The organism is Roseovarius sp. Pro17 (assembly GCF_035599575.1).
Taxonomy (GTDB): domain Bacteria; phylum Pseudomonadota; class Alphaproteobacteria; order Rhodobacterales; family Rhodobacteraceae; genus Roseovarius.
Genome location: NZ_CP141179.1, coordinates 4127770 through 4143563, shown reverse-complemented (window position 1 = coordinate 4143563; position 15794 = coordinate 4127770). Strand labels below are relative to the sequence as shown.

18 protein-coding genes and 1 pseudogene are annotated in these 15794 nt (G+C 56.9%); 4 read left to right on the top strand and 15 right to left on the bottom strand.

Annotated elements, in window-relative coordinates:
• Positions 1-31 precede the first annotated feature (31 nt).
• The 15 genes and pseudogenes from U3654_RS19980 to U3654_RS19910 all read right to left on the bottom strand — a co-directional run.
• Positions 32-1264: a DUF3618 domain-containing protein gene (locus U3654_RS19980; RefSeq protein ID WP_324753277.1), complete on the bottom strand. Its 1233-nt coding sequence runs from the start codon at positions 1262-1264 to the stop codon at positions 32-34.
• Positions 1254-1652, bottom strand: coding sequence for a phage holin family protein (locus U3654_RS19975; protein ID WP_324753276.1), 399 nt, complete (start codon positions 1650-1652; stop codon positions 1254-1256). Before U3654_RS19975 ends, U3654_RS19980 begins: the two co-directional genes overlap by 11 nt.
• Positions 1649-2182 (bottom strand): hypothetical protein, encoded by a 534-nt coding sequence (locus U3654_RS19970; RefSeq protein WP_324753275.1) that lies wholly within the window; start codon positions 2180-2182, stop codon positions 1649-1651. The genes U3654_RS19975 and U3654_RS19970 overlap by 4 nt, the downstream gene beginning before the upstream one ends.
• A 223-nt stretch (positions 2183-2405) precedes the next feature.
• Positions 2406-2798 (bottom strand): hypothetical protein, encoded by a 393-nt coding sequence (locus tag U3654_RS19965; RefSeq protein WP_324753274.1) that lies wholly within the window; start codon positions 2796-2798, stop codon positions 2406-2408.
• Positions 2799-2873: 75 nt separating this feature from the next.
• Positions 2874-3362, bottom strand: a complete 489-nt coding sequence (locus tag U3654_RS19960; RefSeq protein ID WP_324753273.1) for a ferritin-like domain-containing protein — start codon at positions 3360-3362, stop codon at positions 2874-2876.
• On the bottom strand, positions 3359-4471 hold the full coding sequence (locus tag U3654_RS19955; RefSeq protein WP_324753272.1) for a glycosyltransferase: 1113 nt from the start codon (positions 4469-4471) through the stop codon (positions 3359-3361). The genes U3654_RS19960 and U3654_RS19955 overlap by 4 nt, the downstream gene beginning before the upstream one ends.
• The gene (locus tag U3654_RS19950; RefSeq protein ID WP_324753271.1) at positions 4468-5034 is read right to left on the bottom strand and encodes an SAM-dependent methyltransferase; all 567 of its coding nucleotides are present in this window, start codon (positions 5032-5034) and stop codon (positions 4468-4470) included. Before U3654_RS19950 ends, U3654_RS19955 begins: the two co-directional genes overlap by 4 nt.
• On the bottom strand, positions 5034-5738 hold the full coding sequence (locus U3654_RS19945) for a PIG-L deacetylase family protein (RefSeq protein WP_324753270.1): 705 nt from the start codon (positions 5736-5738) through the stop codon (positions 5034-5036). The genes U3654_RS19950 and U3654_RS19945 overlap by 1 nt, the downstream gene beginning before the upstream one ends.
• A complete protein-coding gene (locus U3654_RS19940) occupies positions 5735-6838 on the bottom strand; it encodes an acyl-CoA dehydrogenase (RefSeq protein ID WP_324753269.1) in 1104 nt (367 codons plus the stop codon). Before U3654_RS19940 ends, U3654_RS19945 begins: the two co-directional genes overlap by 4 nt.
• Entirely contained in the window at positions 6839-7897 is a 1059-nt protein-coding gene (locus U3654_RS19935; RefSeq protein ID WP_324753268.1) for a glycosyltransferase family 4 protein, read from the bottom strand.
• Positions 7898-7902: 5 nt separating this feature from the next.
• The gene (locus tag U3654_RS19930) at positions 7903-8871 is read right to left on the bottom strand and encodes a glycosyltransferase family 2 protein (protein WP_324753267.1); all 969 of its coding nucleotides are present in this window, start codon (positions 8869-8871) and stop codon (positions 7903-7905) included.
• Positions 8868-10205, bottom strand: coding sequence for a glycosyltransferase family 2 protein (locus U3654_RS19925; RefSeq protein WP_416384609.1), 1338 nt, complete (start codon positions 10203-10205; stop codon positions 8868-8870). The genes U3654_RS19930 and U3654_RS19925 overlap by 4 nt, the downstream gene beginning before the upstream one ends.
• A gap of 318 nt (positions 10206-10523) precedes the next feature.
• Complete coding sequence (locus U3654_RS19920; RefSeq protein WP_324753265.1) at positions 10524-11261, bottom strand: Crp/Fnr family transcriptional regulator; 738 nt, start codon at positions 11259-11261, stop codon at positions 10524-10526.
• The gene (locus tag U3654_RS19915; RefSeq protein WP_324753264.1) at positions 11251-11559 is read right to left on the bottom strand and encodes a hypothetical protein; all 309 of its coding nucleotides are present in this window, start codon (positions 11557-11559) and stop codon (positions 11251-11253) included. The genes U3654_RS19920 and U3654_RS19915 overlap by 11 nt, the downstream gene beginning before the upstream one ends.
• A 438-nt stretch (positions 11560-11997) precedes the next feature.
• Positions 11998-13299 (bottom strand): annotated as a pseudogene (locus tag U3654_RS19910) (transposase); the annotation flags it as partial.
• A 71-nt stretch (positions 13300-13370) separates the two neighbouring features.
• Here U3654_RS19910 and U3654_RS19905 point away from each other — a divergent pair.
• The 4 genes from U3654_RS19905 to U3654_RS19895 all read left to right on the top strand — a co-directional run bounded on the left by U3654_RS19905 (position 13371) and on the right by U3654_RS19895 (position 15789).
• A complete protein-coding gene (locus U3654_RS19905) occupies positions 13371-13838 on the top strand; it encodes a DUF421 domain-containing protein (protein ID WP_324753262.1) in 468 nt (155 codons plus the stop codon).
• A 400-nt stretch (positions 13839-14238) separates the two neighbouring features.
• The gene (locus U3654_RS19900; protein WP_324753260.1) at positions 14239-14745 is read left to right on the top strand and encodes an isopropylmalate isomerase; all 507 of its coding nucleotides are present in this window, start codon (positions 14239-14241) and stop codon (positions 14743-14745) included.
• Positions 14746-14869: 124 nt separating this feature from the next.
• On the top strand, positions 14870-15019 hold the full coding sequence (locus U3654_RS20530; RefSeq protein WP_416384536.1) for an ATP-binding protein: 150 nt from the start codon (positions 14870-14872) through the stop codon (positions 15017-15019).
• Between the two features lie 362 nt (positions 15020-15381).
• Positions 15382-15789 (top strand): SGNH hydrolase domain-containing protein, encoded by a 408-nt coding sequence (locus U3654_RS19895; RefSeq protein ID WP_324753259.1) that lies wholly within the window; start codon positions 15382-15384, stop codon positions 15787-15789.
• Positions 15790-15794 lie beyond the last annotated feature (5 nt).

The window sequence follows — 15794 nt, the reverse complement described above, 5'->3', positions numbered from 1 at the left end:
GGGCGGCCCAGATGACGGGCCGCCCACAGTCTTAACTGTTTTTGATGTCTTTGCTGATGTTGCCGAGGTTCTCCTCGTCCGCCTTGTCCTTGGCGGCATCGGCGACGCGGTTCGCTGCCGATTTGGCCTTGCTCACTGCGGCATCGGTTGCACTTTGGTCGCCGGGCGCCGCGCTATCGACATCGGACTTAAACTCCGACGCGACGTTCTTGGCTTCGTCCACACCGGCTTTGACGACCTTTTGTGCCTTCTCAACCTCCTCGGAATAGATCCGTTCGGCTTCGTCATAAAGGTCGTCGCTGTAGCCGCCGACATACTCGTCTTCTATCCGAGTGCGAGGCAATGCGCCTGCAATGGCCGCGCCGACGGCGAAGGCAACTGCGCCAACGACAAGCGGATGTTCGTCGTAGAAATCCGCTACCTGATCACTACCGCGGCTAAGGCGGCGCGCCGCTTCGTCGCGTGCGTCGATGGCACGGGCGCGGGCAGCGGCGATGCGCTCGCGCGCTTCCTCGGACAGATGCTCGGTCCCTTCGGACAGGCGGGCCTGCAACGCTTCTGCGCGCTGTGATGCACTGCTCCAGACATTGCCGGCAGTGTCGCGCACGCCCCGCGCGGCATTGCCGACTGTATCGCGCGCACTGCTGGCCGCATCATAGGCCGTGTCCCGCGCCGAAGCTGCGCCGGACGATACCGACTGCGCGGCAGAGGACGAACCGGAGGCGATCGCGTCTTTGGCACTGCCAGCCGTATCCCTGATGGATGCGCCTGCGCCTGACACCCGGTCACCCAGCGACCTACCCGAGCTGGTGGCACCATGTGAGGCGCCCAGTTCGTCGTGGCCCCAATCGCGTGCCCAATTGGGTTGACGGCCGGTATTGCGCGCAGCTTCCGACTTGGGGCCGGAATAGGCCGCACCGCGCCGCGCTGCGTAATCTGGAACGTCGTGGTCCAAGCGATCCGTATGACTGCCACGGGGCGCAGTGTAGCGATCATCGCGGGTGTCGGCCTTGCGATTGCCGCCAAACATCATCCACGCCAGCCCAATACCGGTCAGGGCCAATGCGACGGGATTGTCCCGCGCCGATTGCGCTACCGAGCGACCGAAATCGCCGCCGTGCTCGCGGAATTGATCGCCGACCTGCTGCACAACGCCGTCAAAAGAAAAGCGGTCCTGCAGGTCTTCGATGGAGTCTTTGAGGCCAGCGCGCTCACGTTCGATCTCGCGCTCGATCTCTTCGGGGGATTTGCTATCACTTGTCATCGTAGGCATCCTTTACTGCGTTGGCGTCACGCTTGATGTTTTTGGCGGTGCGCGAGGGTGCGAGGCTGGACAGCTTGAGATCGTTGATCCCCTTGCCGACCATCACGAATGCGATGATTGCGAAAACCGCACCGACGATCAGCGCGCTCCAGCCTGCGTCGATACCCGCATTGGTGATGGCAGCGACCAGAGCAGCCGACAGCACGTTCAACGCCGTGAGGGCGATGATAACTGCGCCGACGATTAGCCCGATGGCCACAGCCGCCTTGTTCAGATTTTCCGAGACCTCAGCGCGGGCCAGATCGACTTCCTTTCGCACCAGGCTGCTGACATGGTTCAAGGCGTCGCCCAGCATGTCGGTCGTGGACTTTCTTGTCGGATCGCTCATGACGTGCCTCCTGCCCGGTTGGGCGTTACGGGGGAAAAGTCGGCAGGGGCGCCGGACGTATGCCGACCCGCATAAATCTCGGATGAGCTCTGCGATGGCGCGCCGTCATCGTCGCGTCGCGCAGACGCCGTGGCAAAGCGCGTGGCGGCGAAACCGGCCAAGGCGATACCGCCCAAGAACAGCATGGGGTTGCGCTTGGCGAATGTGGTCAGCTCGCTGGCCATCTCGCCCAGATCCTTGCCGCGGATTGAGTCGGAAACATCTGCCAGACCGCCTGCGATCTGCCCAAACGTCCGCTCCTGCGGGGATCCGTCGCGCATGTCGTCCGCTGCCTTGCGCAGTGCCGATGCGATGTCCAATACTTCGTCGGCAACACCGGATTTGGCACTGTCAGCACGGCGCGCGGCCTCTTCGCGTACGGCGCCTGCAGCGTCTTGAGCGGTCTCGCGCGCACTGCTGCTCAGATCTTCGGACACGGATTTGGCCTTGGCCTTGATGTCCTTTGAAGTAGGTGAGGTCGATTTGGTCATGTTACTCTCCTATGGATTTAAAACGCGAGATTGAGGATGGCGAGGACCACCACGATCAATCCGATGAGATAGAAAATTCCGTACATATTTTCCTCGATTCAGGATGAATGTTCACATTCTTGTTGGGTGTGTAGTTAAGGTAGATCAGCCATCGTTGGTTCCGCGAAAACAGCATTTAGCGATTATGCGGCTGCGATGACCCAAACAGCGGCGGCAACAGCCACTACGCATTTATCGACAGAGCATCCGACAGATTAGCCACGAAACTTTGCAGCCACTTATGTTGCGCAACGAGAAAGTCGAACTTCTCATGCCTGCCCGAAATAGGTGCGATTGCCTTGTCGTAAGCTGCCAGAATACGCCTCTCATTCGCGACCAGCTCTAGGGGCGACGACACGGCTACCGCATCGCTGCGCGGAGCGTCTGTAACGTCGGTCCTTTTGATGCAGAGGTAGACTCTCAGTTCTGCGATATTATCCTTTCGGCGTGACAGGATCGTGCTGATCACATCGCCAAACTCAGTATCTTTGACCTTCGCAAACAGAGTCGCGTACTGATCTTGGGTTTCGCAAAGTTGGTTATAAAGCTTAGTTATCGCGTCGTTCGCGTCGATCATCTGATTCTCCTCATGTAGGTTTGCCTGTTTAAGGTTGGTGAGGTGGGAACTCCGCCTCACCTCTGTTGAAGACAGCTATGCGATTGCATCGACGTTGCGCGATCGCTCGGCGAGATCAGTCATGAAGTCGTCGGACCCATAGATTTTGTCCAAAGCCGCATCCAGCTTTTGCGCGGCAACATCGTTTCCGAGCGCCTCGGCAAAGGCCTTGGTCGTGCCGAACCCTGCAATGCCGTAATGGCAAAGGCGCTGGTATTGGGCGATGATCGCGACATCGAGTGCGGCGCCCTGCATGTCACTATCGACAGCATGTTTGCGAGCCTCTTTGACGAGGCCTTCCATGCCTTTGCAGTGCTCTTTTTTTACCTCTGCGCCAGATTCCTCGAGGAGGGACTTGAGCAGGCGAGTATGCTGATCGATACCGTCCTTGGCCGAACTGAGGCGGTCGGTCAGCTTCATGTCCTCGGCCTTGTCGGCCATCGCCGAGACTACTTCGGACATCTGTTCATTCGCGGACCACAGGTCCTGCAATTCTTCGGTGTAGAGATCTTTTAACGTCGTCATTTCAGTTTCCTTTCAATGTAGATCCTGCCGCTGGTGCGGCTGAGGTCGGGTTGCTGGCAACCGGGGGGGTCCCACGTTGCCGGGGCGGCGGCAGATGCCGCCAGTCCATCGCCCGGCCAACGCCCGGCGGGATGCGACCACGCCGTCCGTTGGGTCCGGGCAATCAAAGTGGAGCGCGCTTTAGCGACTCTCCTTGATCTGAAAAATGTCTCGAGCGCCGATATGTTCGCGGGCAGGTCCTGCACGTGGACGCGGCGTTCGGCGGGCACCAGCGGTGGCCACACGCCAAGCGTTCCAGCGACTGCCGACCTTACCAGCCAATCGGCGGCAGGCAGGCAGTCGTCGACCAGATAATCGGTACCTTCGATACGAGCCTTCAGGGCGTCGGACATCCCGCCAACCGCCCGCCCCGCCAAACGACAAGAGGCATGAACGATGACGTCGTCGGCGTGCAACACTTGATACCCTGAGGATCGCAATGCGCGGACAAACTGGCGATCTTCGCCGCATCCGGCAGGCTCGAACCCGCCCACGGCAAGATATGCGGCTTTGTTAAAGACTATACTGGCACCCGCCGCCTCGCCATGAGTGCCACCAAGCTGCGCAGAGCCTGCGGCGTATCTGGCGTATAGCCTCTGAACCAGCGTTCGATAGCGCCCCTCATTCGTGGCGAGAGCGTGATTCATCCCGCTCAGAATGCCCTTTTCGCTCTCGATCAACTCGACCCTGCCACAGACCACATCCGCAGTTTCAAGATGTTGGACGTTGCGGGCAATCCAGTCCGGCGCGACGATACAATCGGCATCTGTCGTCATAAGATAGCGCAGCTGGAGCATGTGGCGCAGGGCATAATCGCACCCTATCCGCCGGGCCGCGCCGACACCGTCCGTAGGGCCTAGGACACAGATCAGAACCTTCAGATCCACGTTATCACGCTCTGCTGCAGCGCGGGCAATCTCGGCCGTCGCATCGGTCGTGTTGTTGACGACCAGAATGACGGTGGCCCTGCTCCGTTGCCCGGCAAAGGCTGCCAGACAGGCACCGATCCGCTCTGCCTCGTTTCGGGCGGGAATGATGACAGCGACATCTTTGGGCGCGGCACACATCATGATCCGTCCCTCGGCAGGCCGCGATCAATGCGATATCCTTCGGTCTGCTGGACCAGATCGAACGCATGAGTGGCACGTAAGGCATGCGTGAACATCCCAACCGCTTCACAACCCTGCAGTTCGTTGCCAGACGGGCCGAGGTAGGACACGCAGATCAGCTCGGCATTGGGCCACTTTGCAGCGACGTCCGTGGCAAGCGCGCCTATGCTGTCCTCGTCCAGAAAGTACAGGATTTCGGAAAATATCAGCAGGTCGAAATGATCGCTGGGAAGAGCGCAGGGATAGAAACCTTTCACGAAGTTGGCTGTCGGAACAGTATGTCGCGCCGCCTCCAGAGCGGTATCCACCGCATCCATGCCGGTGTAGCTTGCGCAAATACCGGCCAAATGGTGCGCAAGCTGTCCGTTGCCGCAGCCCAGTTCGAAGGCCGATTGGTAATGTGCGCGCGCCAATGCTTTGCGGGTCTGCGCAAATTTCTGTTGCTCATACGCGCTGGTCCTGAAGGCCCACGGATCATCACCGCCCGCGTACAAGCCATGAAGATGTTCAAGGTCCACGCCCATCACGGCATCCTCCAAAAAATCTCATCGCCATCGACGAACTTTTCAATCAGCGCTGAAGGCAGCGTGAAGCCGCTTGGGTCGTCGCAGACGATCTGCCCCAGCTGACTTTGATGCGCCGCGATCGCATCACGTTTCGCCGCACGCCAGACTGGGGCGTCGAGAAACAGAGGATCATGCGTCAGCACCTTGCGATCAAAGTCAGGATCATCCCAGCGGCACCAGACCGGGTAGCTGTAGTAAGACCAGTCAGGGCGCATCCGGCGCAGGATTCTGGCGACCTCGGCCACAACCTTGTGGTCTTCGTGATGGTCCTCGGCAGCGGGAACAAAGATATGCCGGGCTGCGCAGGCATCAAGAATTGGCAGCAGGTCCGAAGCGATACCGAACGGATCAAGCTGGTAGAGCTTGGCATCCGGAAGGCCCATCCACGTCACATCAGCGGCCGTGCCGCCTAGTCTGATCACTGCGCTTGTCACTTCGCCTCGTCTGCACAGCGCCAGCCGGGCCGGCGGCCATTCCTGCGAATTCGGGTGCGACGCACTTCCGTCCGTTATGCAGATTACATGAGCACCCCCACCCGCGAATGCCCGCGCCAGCAGCTTGCCACAACCAAGCGACTCGTCGTCCGGATGCGGCGCGAGCACGACCAGCTTGTCATGTGAGGGCACAATATTGGACAGGTGCGGGGCGCGGTCCAGCATCATCCAAATACCCCCCAAGCATTGCCTTCCCGGCCCAAGGCATGTTCCGACGCGCGTTGCTGGAACGCATCGCGGGCCGCTTGCCGCAGATAGACCGCCAGATCGCGGGCCATCCTTCCGGTCTGTGATCCCGCAGCAAAGTGCTGAAGCCCGATGCTCTGCTCGACCGCGCGGATTGCATCCAGCGCGATTTCTTCGGTCAGCAGTCGGGCGGAAATCGAGGTGCTGACAATCTGTTCTGTCGCCAACTCAGTGTCGATGGTGGCCAACGCAGCACGCTCGACCAATGCACTACCTGCCCATGCCCGCATTAGAACAGGCATCAGACGCGCCTTTTGCGGCTCGGCTTGCATCCGGTCCATGGCGCGTAGCTGCGCCGCAGCCCGATCAACAAGGCCAATCGCAGCTCCGGCTTGCAGAGCGGCGATCCGCCAGACTCCGCCGACGAAATGTGGCTCTTTCAGATAGTCGCCGGGCTCTCCCAACCAATCGACGCTGCTCATTGGACAGTCCGTAAAGTCGAACCTGCCCGACGCTGTCGCCCTCATTCCGTGCATGTTCCACACACCAGCATCCGCGCGCGCCATATCCGAGACATCGACCAAGGCCAGACAAACTTCGGGGCCAGAATTGACCGTGACAACAGCGTGGGTCACCGTTCCAAGGCCGGAGGCGAACATTTTGGCACCGTTCAGGCAGGTGCGCGGCGCCGTCCACGTCACCGGAACGTCGGCATCCGCCCCCCACACACCCAGGAACGCGCCCTGAGCGATCAGCGTGCGAACGCGGCACTTCAGGCCGGGCGATCCGTAAAGGTCGATCAAAGCGGACGCGTTTATGTGCCCCTCCCACAAACGCCCGACGCTTAGGTTGGCCGCACCGACCCTCATCAGCATTCTGGCAGTTAGGTCCGGCTGCTCGTATCTGTCCGCGTTCAGTAGGCTGGCCGATCTTAGCAAGTCTATCGAGCTACCGATAGGACGCGTACCGGCTTCCTCAGCCTCTGCTCCGTTCAGCAATTTCGCCAACAGATCTGCCGTGAGATCGCCTTGGCTTGCTTTGGAGGACGGCGTCGCTGGACTTATAGTCGATAGCGGCATCATCTAAGCCTCCCGCGCAGGCAAATACGCAGCGGCGTTGGCTGGCCCCCGCCTGAGCGCGCTTTGTAGAAACTCGGCCCAGACATCCGCGATTTTGGCCAATCGAAATGCGGGATTGACCGTCACAAGCGGAGCGGTGCGCCGCCACTCGACAATCCTATGGAGGATGGCAGCTGGGTCATGCCCGTCGATCCGCTGGTCTGGATCGGCCACGACCTCATCGTTCGCGCCCAGACCCTCGTGGATCAGAACAGGCGTGCCCACCGCATTTGCCTCGGCCAACACAAGGCCGAACGTCTCGGCAAAGGAGGTTTGCGGATAAAATAGGCAGAGCGCCTGTCGCATGTGCCGCACAAGCGTTGGATGCGGCAGCGCGCCCAGAAATGACACGCCATCCGGCACGGTGCCTGTATCCCACCTTAGATAACCCGGATCCGCAACGGCAAGAGTAAGGCTGGGGACAGACAAGCGCAGAGCCGCAAACTGTTCGAATACTTGTCCAAGTCCCTTATGAGGCGAACTGGCGAAGAGAAGCATGTTCGAATCGCGGGCCGAACCGTCGGGTTGCAGATCATCGGCGACCGGATTGTAAATGAACGTGACGCCCGGACAGTCCGACCGTCCGAGAAACGTCGCAAGCGATCTCGCATGTGTCCCCGAGACACATATGACGGTTATTCCAGCAGCTTTCAGAGCCGCGCCCATCGCGCGGTTATGCCGTCCGGGGTAAACATGGAGCCATAGAAAAATCGGCGTGTCGGGATACCGCTTGCGCAGCTTGACCGCGACTTTCCATCGGTTGAGCACGATCATCACGTCGGCGGCCTGCGCATGAAATGGCTTACCGAGGGGGCGCAGTTCGCCCGCAGCAGACTGGATGCAATTCGTTCGGCCAGCCTGATAATGCGTTACGCAGAAACGGCGCCGCAAGGCTGCCCCGACACGCAAAACGGTCGCCTCGGTACCGCCCAGCCCGCCCGTTTCTAGATCGGGCAAATCATAGCCACCCGCGCAACACGGATCGACAAATGCGACGGAGGGTGGGTTGGGTGAATTGGCCAAGATATTCATTGCGCGGCCACGGCGCTGGCAGAGTGCGATGTGACGATATCGGCTAGCCTGACGGCGGTTCGCGCGGTCATGGGCACATCACGCGCTACTAATTTGCAAGGATTGCTGGCAAAACTGACGTGCAGGTCATCGATGTCGATAGGAACAGGCGCGACCCTACCGGTTCGTCGCCATTCATCAACCTTGCCCCATACCAGCTGCCGGTCGGTCTTGCGCTTGGCGCTGTTGTAATCCGAAACGCTGGACTGGGTCAGGCTGCCGGGTGTTTCGATCTTCGTCAGAAGCAACTCGGGAATGATCCACACGATTTCGCCGTTCAGGATCAGACGATTGCGAAATTCCCGATCCTCTTCGATGCAATCCTCGAACCCGCCCAGCCGTTTTAGCACATCGGCGCGAAAGAGGCCGGAGTTGATATGCGTCCACTCGCCGGGTACGCGGCTGCCCATCTGGAGGTTTGGGAACACGTCATCAAACAGCGAAATGTCTCGCCGAATTTCCACCCGCCGCCCGTCCGGAAGGATGAGTTCGTGATGCGTCAGCGCTGCGCCCACCTCCAGCGTTTGCCCAGCGACCTTGCCCGAGAGCGCCCAGTTCAGACACTCGTCAGCTCTGATATTGCAAGCTGTCAGCACACGCACCTGATGCAGAACCTTATCGCGATGCGGCAGATCGTCGGAATCGTGAAAGGTGATGGCCTCGCCGTCAGTCAGCAGAATGCCAGCGTTTTTGGCCTGCGCCGTACCGAGGTTATTAATCAGTCGGATATAGTTGAAACGGGGATCGTCGAAAAATGGGCGTAAGGTGACGGCCGTATCATCAGTGCTGGCATCGTCGATGACGGTTACCCGGCAATTCCACCATGACTGATCCAACGCAGCTTGGGCGGCCTTGGCGATCAGGTGAGCGCGATTATAGGTCGGAATGACGATATCGACCAACGGTGCGAGGGGATCACTACTCATGCTGTGGCCCTCACCCTATCCAGTGCGATGGAGGTGCGATAGGACCGCAGGCTCTTGTTTGTAAGCAGTGCAGCGGGCAGAGGCAGCATGAGCGTGAACAACGCTGCGATGACCAGAAGATGTGTCGGCCCGACGACGATCAGGGTACAAAGCGAGACAATGAACAGGACCATATGACCGATCGGCGCTGGGCGGTTTTGTTGTTCCTCGGCGCCGGATTTGTTCGTGACGACAAATTGCAATTTGACGCCAAGTAGCCCGTCAAGGGTCGCCTTCGCAGATTGGGGTGCCAACGCGATGCGGCATGCCAGAGCGGCGAGGATCATGGAAGGACTGCGCGCTTCGTTGATGCCGCGCTCTGTCACGCGCAAGACGATATCGAGAAGGCTGAGGACGATCGTAGCAGCGGCAAACGCCACCAAAGCAGCGGGCGCTCGGTCTAGCAGCAGCGCAGTGAGCAAGAGGACCGCAGGCACCAAAGCCAGATTAAACCACGCAGTAAGTTGCGTAATGACGACCAGACGCTGTTGTAGTTTGAGCGAGCTTGCCTGCCCAAGGATGATCGGCAAGTGACGAAGCAAGGTCCGCAGGTTTCCGCTGCACCAGCGGTATCGTTGCTTCTCTAGATCGCTCAAGGACAACGGGAGCAGTCCCTGACCCACGACTTGATTGATAAAGCGTCCAGCATATCCGGCATGGCACAGCCTTACGCCCAGTTCGGCATCTTCGGTGGTGGTGACGCCGGACCATCCACCGACAGCCTCCAAAGCATCGCGGGAGATCACGCACAGCGTGCCGGTCAGCAGCACCGCTTCGGCGTCATCGGCGATCATCGCATTCGATCTGAAATATTCCTCCAGTTCGGCATCGACCCCGGCAGCCACCTCACCCGTCCCGCGGTAGGATTGCGGGAACTGAACGTAGTCTGCACCGGTCCGTTGCAGCGCCGATGACGCGATGCTCAGGAAATCCCGCTGCACGACGTAATCTGCGTCCACCGTCACTATATGCGTCGCGTCCGCACGCGTAAGTTCAAGGGCAATGTTGAGCGCACCAGCCTTGGCGCCGCGCACATTCATTCGGTGCGCGAACTTTAGGCGATCAGGATACTGCGCGCAGAAAGCCTCTACCGGACGCCACAGATCGTTATTCAAAGTGTTATTGTCCATCACCACGATCTCATAGTCGCTTGCTGGCCAATCCTGTTTCAGCAACGATTGCAGCGTATGAATGACCATCGCTGCAGGCTCTGAATGGGTTGCAACATGAATGGAAAACACAGGCGCCGGAAACGATCCGCCTGCCCGGTTCGCAGGTCTGGAGCAGTGTGCCATCAAGGGTCGAAGGCACATCAGCACAACCTGAAAAGCAAGAACTGCGCCGCAGACGACTATGCCAACGACAGGGAGCAGAACACAGACAATCAACAATCCGCTGGCGACAAGCAGTCTGAGTTTCATTGTTCACCCCCGAGGTGTTAAACGCCGCAAGGGACGCTTGGAATTGGGCTGATAAGATCACCGATGCGTAAACGTCGTCTTGGGAACGTCAGTTCCCGCTTTAACGAACATTGCGCGACTCAGCCTTACGTCTCTGATTTATCGCGCGTCGGATGACGCCGCTTAGAACTAGATTAAATGAGCGAATTTCCGCTAGGCCGCAGGAAACCAAGAGGTGTCCATATCGGCATAACGATCATGGAAATCCGTCAGCGCAATTAACTCTTCTTCTTTCAGCAACTGAAGATGATTGTCGCGTCGCCGGATAACTCCGGCTTCTTCCATTTTGATCAGCGTTTTGCTGATATAGACGTTGGTGAGGCCCAGATAATCAGCAATCTGACTTTGTGTCATGGGTAGCCGGATGGTATCGGTCATCTGCAGGTTGGTAACCCGCAATCTGGATATTAGGTCGAGCAGCATGTAACTGACACGCTCGCGAGCGCTCATCCGTCCCATCGCGCGCAGAAGATCAATCAGAACGACCTGATCGCGCAGCGCGATTGAAAGCAAAAGTGCGGAAAGTCGCGGAGACTCCCTCAGAATTACATCCAACGCTGATTTGGGGAACGGACAGAGACAGACCTCTTCCATTGTGCAAAGCGTCGTCGTCAAATGCTTCAGCGCGACATCCGGAAAACCGATGATATCGCCCGGATGATGGATCTTGACGATCTGACGCCGCCCGTCCGGCAAGTCGGTATAGCTGAAAGCCCAGCCATGCTTGACCACGTAGAGGTCGCCGTTCGAGTCACCGCCTTGATAGACTTCTACTGCAGCGCCGTAGGTCCGTTCGGATTTCTCCAGCTTTGCCAGCTTGTTTTTATCGGCGTCGGTCAGGTCGACATAATGGGATAGTTTCGTAACCAGACAGCTTGATTTATCGGGCATTGGAAACCTCATCTGTTGCTGCGGATATGGGGCCAATCAAATACATTGGAACGCAAAAGGTAAGCGCCAAGATGAACTCGGCAACCGTTAAGCTACCTAGTCCGCAAGCGATATCTATCGACCCCACGCTCCGGATTGCGGCACCGCAACTGATACCATTCAGGCGTTGGCCTTTGTCGGTTGGCATGATGGCACCGGCCCCCAGTGGCTTGCCTTTAGTCTCGCGATAGAGATCGACGACCAGTCCGCGACCTCCGGCAAAGAGGGCCGGTGGGGCAAATTCGGTAAAATCGTTCATCGGGGAAACCCTCATCCCAGCCGGTGTCTACCTTTGGAGCGCCCGTGTAACCGCCTACCTGCCATGCCAATTCAATCTGGATTGAACCGGCGCGGGCGAGGCTGCGTTACAGCGGTTTACGGGCGGACAAGGATAAGTTGGCCGAGCGCGCTTGAATCACATTCTGCGCGCGTGATTCGCGCTGGCGGGCAATCAGGGAGGGAGCAACCATGTTTTTCGAAGATGTCATTTTAGACGCGATTGCCAAAGGCCTCTTTCTAAGCGCCTGCGGCATCGCGTGGATCATTCTGCTGGTTCGGATCATCGGTCTGCGGTCGTTCTCAAAAACCACCGATATCGGTAAACAACTCGACCCGCTAAATGTTGTGCTTGTCGCAGCCCCAACGGGTTTCTTCCGCTCAAATAGCGGATTTCGGTCATTTAGCGCTGTTTGTGGTGCTATGTCGGCACAAGTTTCACGAGGCGTTTTAGGTTCTGGGCGGTGGCTGCGAGGAGGAATTCTTCTTTGGCTCCTGATAACCCGCGAAGCCTGAGGCGGGTTAGTTTCTGCCATCGTTTGAGGTGGGCAAATAACATTTCAATTTTCTTGCGTCGGGTGCGGGCAACTTGAAACGCCTTTGTATCGGCCAAGTCTTGAACGGTCTGCCTGGCCTCCTCGTCCATCAGCCGCATGACTGCGCGCGATGGGGCATCTGTGCATTGGCTTTTAAGCGGGCAGTCACGGCATTGGGACGGCGTCGCCTTGTATCGTTTCGCGCGCGTGTCTTCATCAATACTCTTGAGGGGTAACTGATGGCCATGCGGGCAGACATATTGATCGTTCGCCGCATCATACTCGAATGCATCACGTGTGAATTTACCGAAGGTTTGAGCCTTGCGATCAAGGACTGGAATGTAGGGCGTGATCTTGCGTTCCAACAACCAAGATAAAAACGGTCCCGTTCCATAGATCTTATCCGCTGGGATTGTCTTGGGGTCATACCCTGCAACCTCACGTTCCAGCATGGCTTTGGCGGCGGCAATCTCTTGGCTAAGCCGTGCAGGGGTGCCCCCAACATCAACAATGATGGCGTGCTTGTCGTCCGCCAAATAGTTGACCTCATAGCTGAAGCGGCCCGGACCATCCTTTAGCGACCACACCGCTTGTGGATCTGTTTCAGACAGGTATTTGGGCGGCTTGTGTTTGGGGCCCGGCACTGGGTTCGCGCTATTCTCCAAGCCATCAAGGTAGTCCTGAACCGGTCGCGATATGGTATTATGCGTCGCCCAAATCTCTTCGACCTCTGTCGGCGCAGCCTTTCTGGCGCGATTGGCATCAGCATGAATGGTGCTGCCATCGATTAACGCCCCGGCGCCCCCAATCAAGCCGTTATCTGCACAAGCACCAACCACCAGATCAAAGACACGCCGTATGACATCACCATCAGCGAAACGCCCGTGTCGGTTTTTGGAAAATGTTGAGCGTTCGGGCACCGCCCCTTCAAGGCTGAGACGACAAAACCAACGATAGGCGAGGTTCAGATGCACCTCCTCACAAAGCCGAGTCTCAGACCGAATGCCGTAGAGATAGCCCACAAGCAACATCCGGATCATCAACTCAGGGTCAATCGACGGGCGGCCTGTGTGGCTGTAAAGCGAAGCAAGTTCAGTGCGGAGGGCTGAGAAGTCCACAAATCGATCCACGTGGCGCAGCAGATGATCCTCAGGAATGTAATCTTCCAACCGAAGCCGATAGAAAAGTTGCTCCTACGGTTCGACTTGCCCCATCATAGCGCCACCCTCCACATTAATAAATCAATTGAATTAGCCGGATGGCAGGTAATCAACCATATTCTACGGCCAGAAACACAACATTTAGCGGGTCGAGTTTTTCACCGATATCCACCAATTTTGATTTCGTCATGACTATCGCAATGGGATCGCTGCTTGCCAGCGCGTCTCAGTCATCGCAGTGGACGAGTTTCCTGCAAAGCCTTGTCGCAATGGCTGCTCTTTTTCTGATGCAGTATATTGTGGCTAAGATGCGCCAACGCTTGCCCCGTTTCGACGAGGTGGTCCAGAATTCCCCCGCCCTTCTGACGAGGGATGGTATCATTTTTCAAGACGCTTTACGTGCGACCCGTGTTTCCGAAGATGACCTGACCGCAAAGTTGCGCGAGGCCAATGCTCTCGATCTGTCGCGTGTTCGCGCGGTAGTGCTTGAAACGACGGGCGATGTCTCCGTTCTTCACGGTGACCGTATGGATGAAAAACTGTTGCAGGGTATAGGTCGAACTTAGTTTTGGGATCAATTTGGCGTCGTCAAGGCACCTATATCCGAAAAACTTAGCGGACAACATTTTCATCCGCGTCTCCACACAGCGTCCGGACTTGGTTCCCGTTGGCGCAGACCTCACTGTTAGTGATTTCGCTTGCCAACCAATCATGGCATTCCGAGATATTGTTATGAATGAACAATATCCCGTAACGCTTTTGTTGCTCTAACAACGTCCACTAAGCTAGCCTGTTAACTTCGCGTCGGCGGTCGGCTTGACTGCTTGTCATCCGTTTCCTACACTATTTCCCAGTTCATTCTATTGGCGCTACTACAATCCCGAATTGGAAAGTGTTTTGAGCCTAACTGAGCTGTCAGCTTGCATTTTCACGACTTGGTCGCCGACGATAGGTGATCCAACCTTGATGGGGTGGATAACAGTAGCCTCATACGTCGCGGCCAGCGTATTGGCGGCGCTGGTTTTCTACCGGCAAGCCGGTCGGCAACGCATATTTTGGCTGGGATTGTTAGCCCTTCTTCTTTTGTTGGCGATTAATAAGCAGCTTGATTTGCAGTCAGCTTTGACCGCAGCAGGACGGTGCTTAGCCAAGGCGCAGGGCTGGTATGCTGAACGTCAATCCGTACAAATCAAGTTCATATTTTTGATTATTGGAACAAGCCTTCTGGCAGCGCTATTATTGGCTTGGGCGATGCGAAAGGAACTGGTGAATATTTGGCTTGCTTTGATCGGGATCGCCTTTCTGCTTGCATTCGTCGCCATTCGTGCCGCCGGATTGCATCATTTTGACCACTTCATCGGACATAAAATAGGCAGCATTCACATGAACTGGATACTCGAGCTGGGCGGCATTGCAATGATTGCTGTGAACGCACTCCATCTGCTTCTGCGCAGATCAAAGGGCGACTCCTGATTTATTTCATACGCTAAGCCGTTCTATCCTGCCAATCATCGACCAGATTGCATATCCACTATTGCACATCAAACAGGCGCATTAGTTTTTTCAGTTCTTTTCTGCTTAATGCGAAAATATTCCGATGATCAAGATTTCAAACCTCACCGTTGGCGCATGGTATCAACCCGTTGCAAAGCATCGTCTGCTCACAGATGTCGCGCCAGACCGGCCACTGCATCATAGTAATATCGTCCAGATTCAGGCCGAAAGCGACAGGTTCAAGGACAAGTAAAATGTAGGGTTCAGCGAAAGCCGAACGAAAAGGCAAGAAGCAGACGCTGAACGCCGCCGTCACCACGACAGCGGTTCACTTTCATTCCATGAAATTTCTCAAAATGGAAATTGTGTGCGTTTCCTTCAGTTGCAACCTATTGCTCTATAAACCACGAAGGGAGAGTATGTTGAGGCGCCATTCCGCAGGCGATCCGACCCGCTTTTACCGCAGCAACGAAACGTGTTCCTGAGTAGTGCCTGCGTCGCATCTTTCCTGATTGCTATAGCGGCATACGGCCATCTGTTAGGGGCCAAAATTCGTTCAACCAGGCTGAAATAGACTTTCAGTGGGCAAAATGCGCCCGCGTTGGAACGTGTCTATTGCAGAGCATTACCAAAGCTATTCACCCTAAGGAATGTTTTGAAACGGGGCAGACAAACATCCTGTTGTCGGGCGACAGCCACGGTGCATCGCTGTATCTCGGATTGGCAAATCTTATGGGCGACGGGATGGCTTTGACGCAATTGACCGCAAGCGGTTGCCCGCTAATGCTAATGCTAATGCCAATGCCAATGCCAATGCCAATGCTTGAGAGTTTGACGCATCGAAGAAATTGTAATGAGGTTAATGCTCACGTCTTCGATCATATCGCAAAAGTAGGCTATGATCGCATCATCCTCGACGCGGGGTGGCGTCATGGCCACTATCCAATATCACTCGACGAAACGGTAGCGAAACTGCTCTCTACGCAAGCCATGCGAAGTCTTTCACCGATATCAGTGGTTTAAAACTG

Bases quoted from the DNA above. Each gene is read 5' to 3' on its own strand.
- U3654_RS19980 (WP_324753277.1), bottom strand. From the start codon at position 1,264: ATGACAAGTGATAGCAAATCCCCCGAAGAGATCGAGCGCGAGATCGAA.
- U3654_RS19975 (WP_324753276.1), bottom strand. From the start codon at position 1,652: ATGAGCGATCCGACAAGAAAGTCCACGACCGACATGCTGGGCGACGCC.
- U3654_RS19970 (WP_324753275.1), bottom strand. From the start codon at position 2,182: ATGACCAAATCGACCTCACCTACTTCAAAGGACATCAAGGCCAAGGCC.
- U3654_RS19965 (WP_324753274.1), bottom strand. From the start codon at position 2,798: ATGATCGACGCGAACGACGCGATAACTAAGCTTTATAACCAACTTTGC.
- U3654_RS19960 (WP_324753273.1), bottom strand. From the start codon at position 3,362: ATGACGACGTTAAAAGATCTCTACACCGAAGAATTGCAGGACCTGTGG.
- U3654_RS19955 (WP_324753272.1), bottom strand. From the start codon at position 4,471: ATGATGTGTGCCGCGCCCAAAGATGTCGCTGTCATCATTCCCGCCCGA.
- U3654_RS19950 (WP_324753271.1), bottom strand. From the start codon at position 5,034: ATGGGCGTGGACCTTGAACATCTTCATGGCTTGTACGCGGGCGGTGAT.
- U3654_RS19945 (WP_324753270.1), bottom strand. From the start codon at position 5,738: ATGATGCTGGACCGCGCCCCGCACCTGTCCAATATTGTGCCCTCACAT.
- U3654_RS19940 (WP_324753269.1), bottom strand. From the start codon at position 6,838: ATGATGCCGCTATCGACTATAAGTCCAGCGACGCCGTCCTCCAAAGCA.
- U3654_RS19930 (WP_324753267.1), bottom strand. From the start codon at position 8,871: ATGAGTAGTGATCCCCTCGCACCGTTGGTCGATATCGTCATTCCGACC.
- U3654_RS19925 (WP_416384609.1), bottom strand. From the start codon at position 10,205: ATGGCACACTGCTCCAGACCTGCGAACCGGGCAGGCGGATCGTTTCCG.
- U3654_RS19920 (WP_324753265.1), bottom strand. From the start codon at position 11,261: ATGCCCGATAAATCAAGCTGTCTGGTTACGAAACTATCCCATTATGTC.
- U3654_RS19915 (WP_324753264.1), bottom strand. From the start codon at position 11,559: ATGAACGATTTTACCGAATTTGCCCCACCGGCCCTCTTTGCCGGAGGT.
- U3654_RS19905 (WP_324753262.1), top strand. From the start codon at position 13,371: ATGGCAGGTAATCAACCATATTCTACGGCCAGAAACACAACATTTAGC.
- U3654_RS19900 (WP_324753260.1), top strand. From the start codon at position 14,239: ATGGGGTGGATAACAGTAGCCTCATACGTCGCGGCCAGCGTATTGGCG.
- U3654_RS20530 (WP_416384536.1), top strand. From the start codon at position 14,870: ATGATCAAGATTTCAAACCTCACCGTTGGCGCATGGTATCAACCCGTT.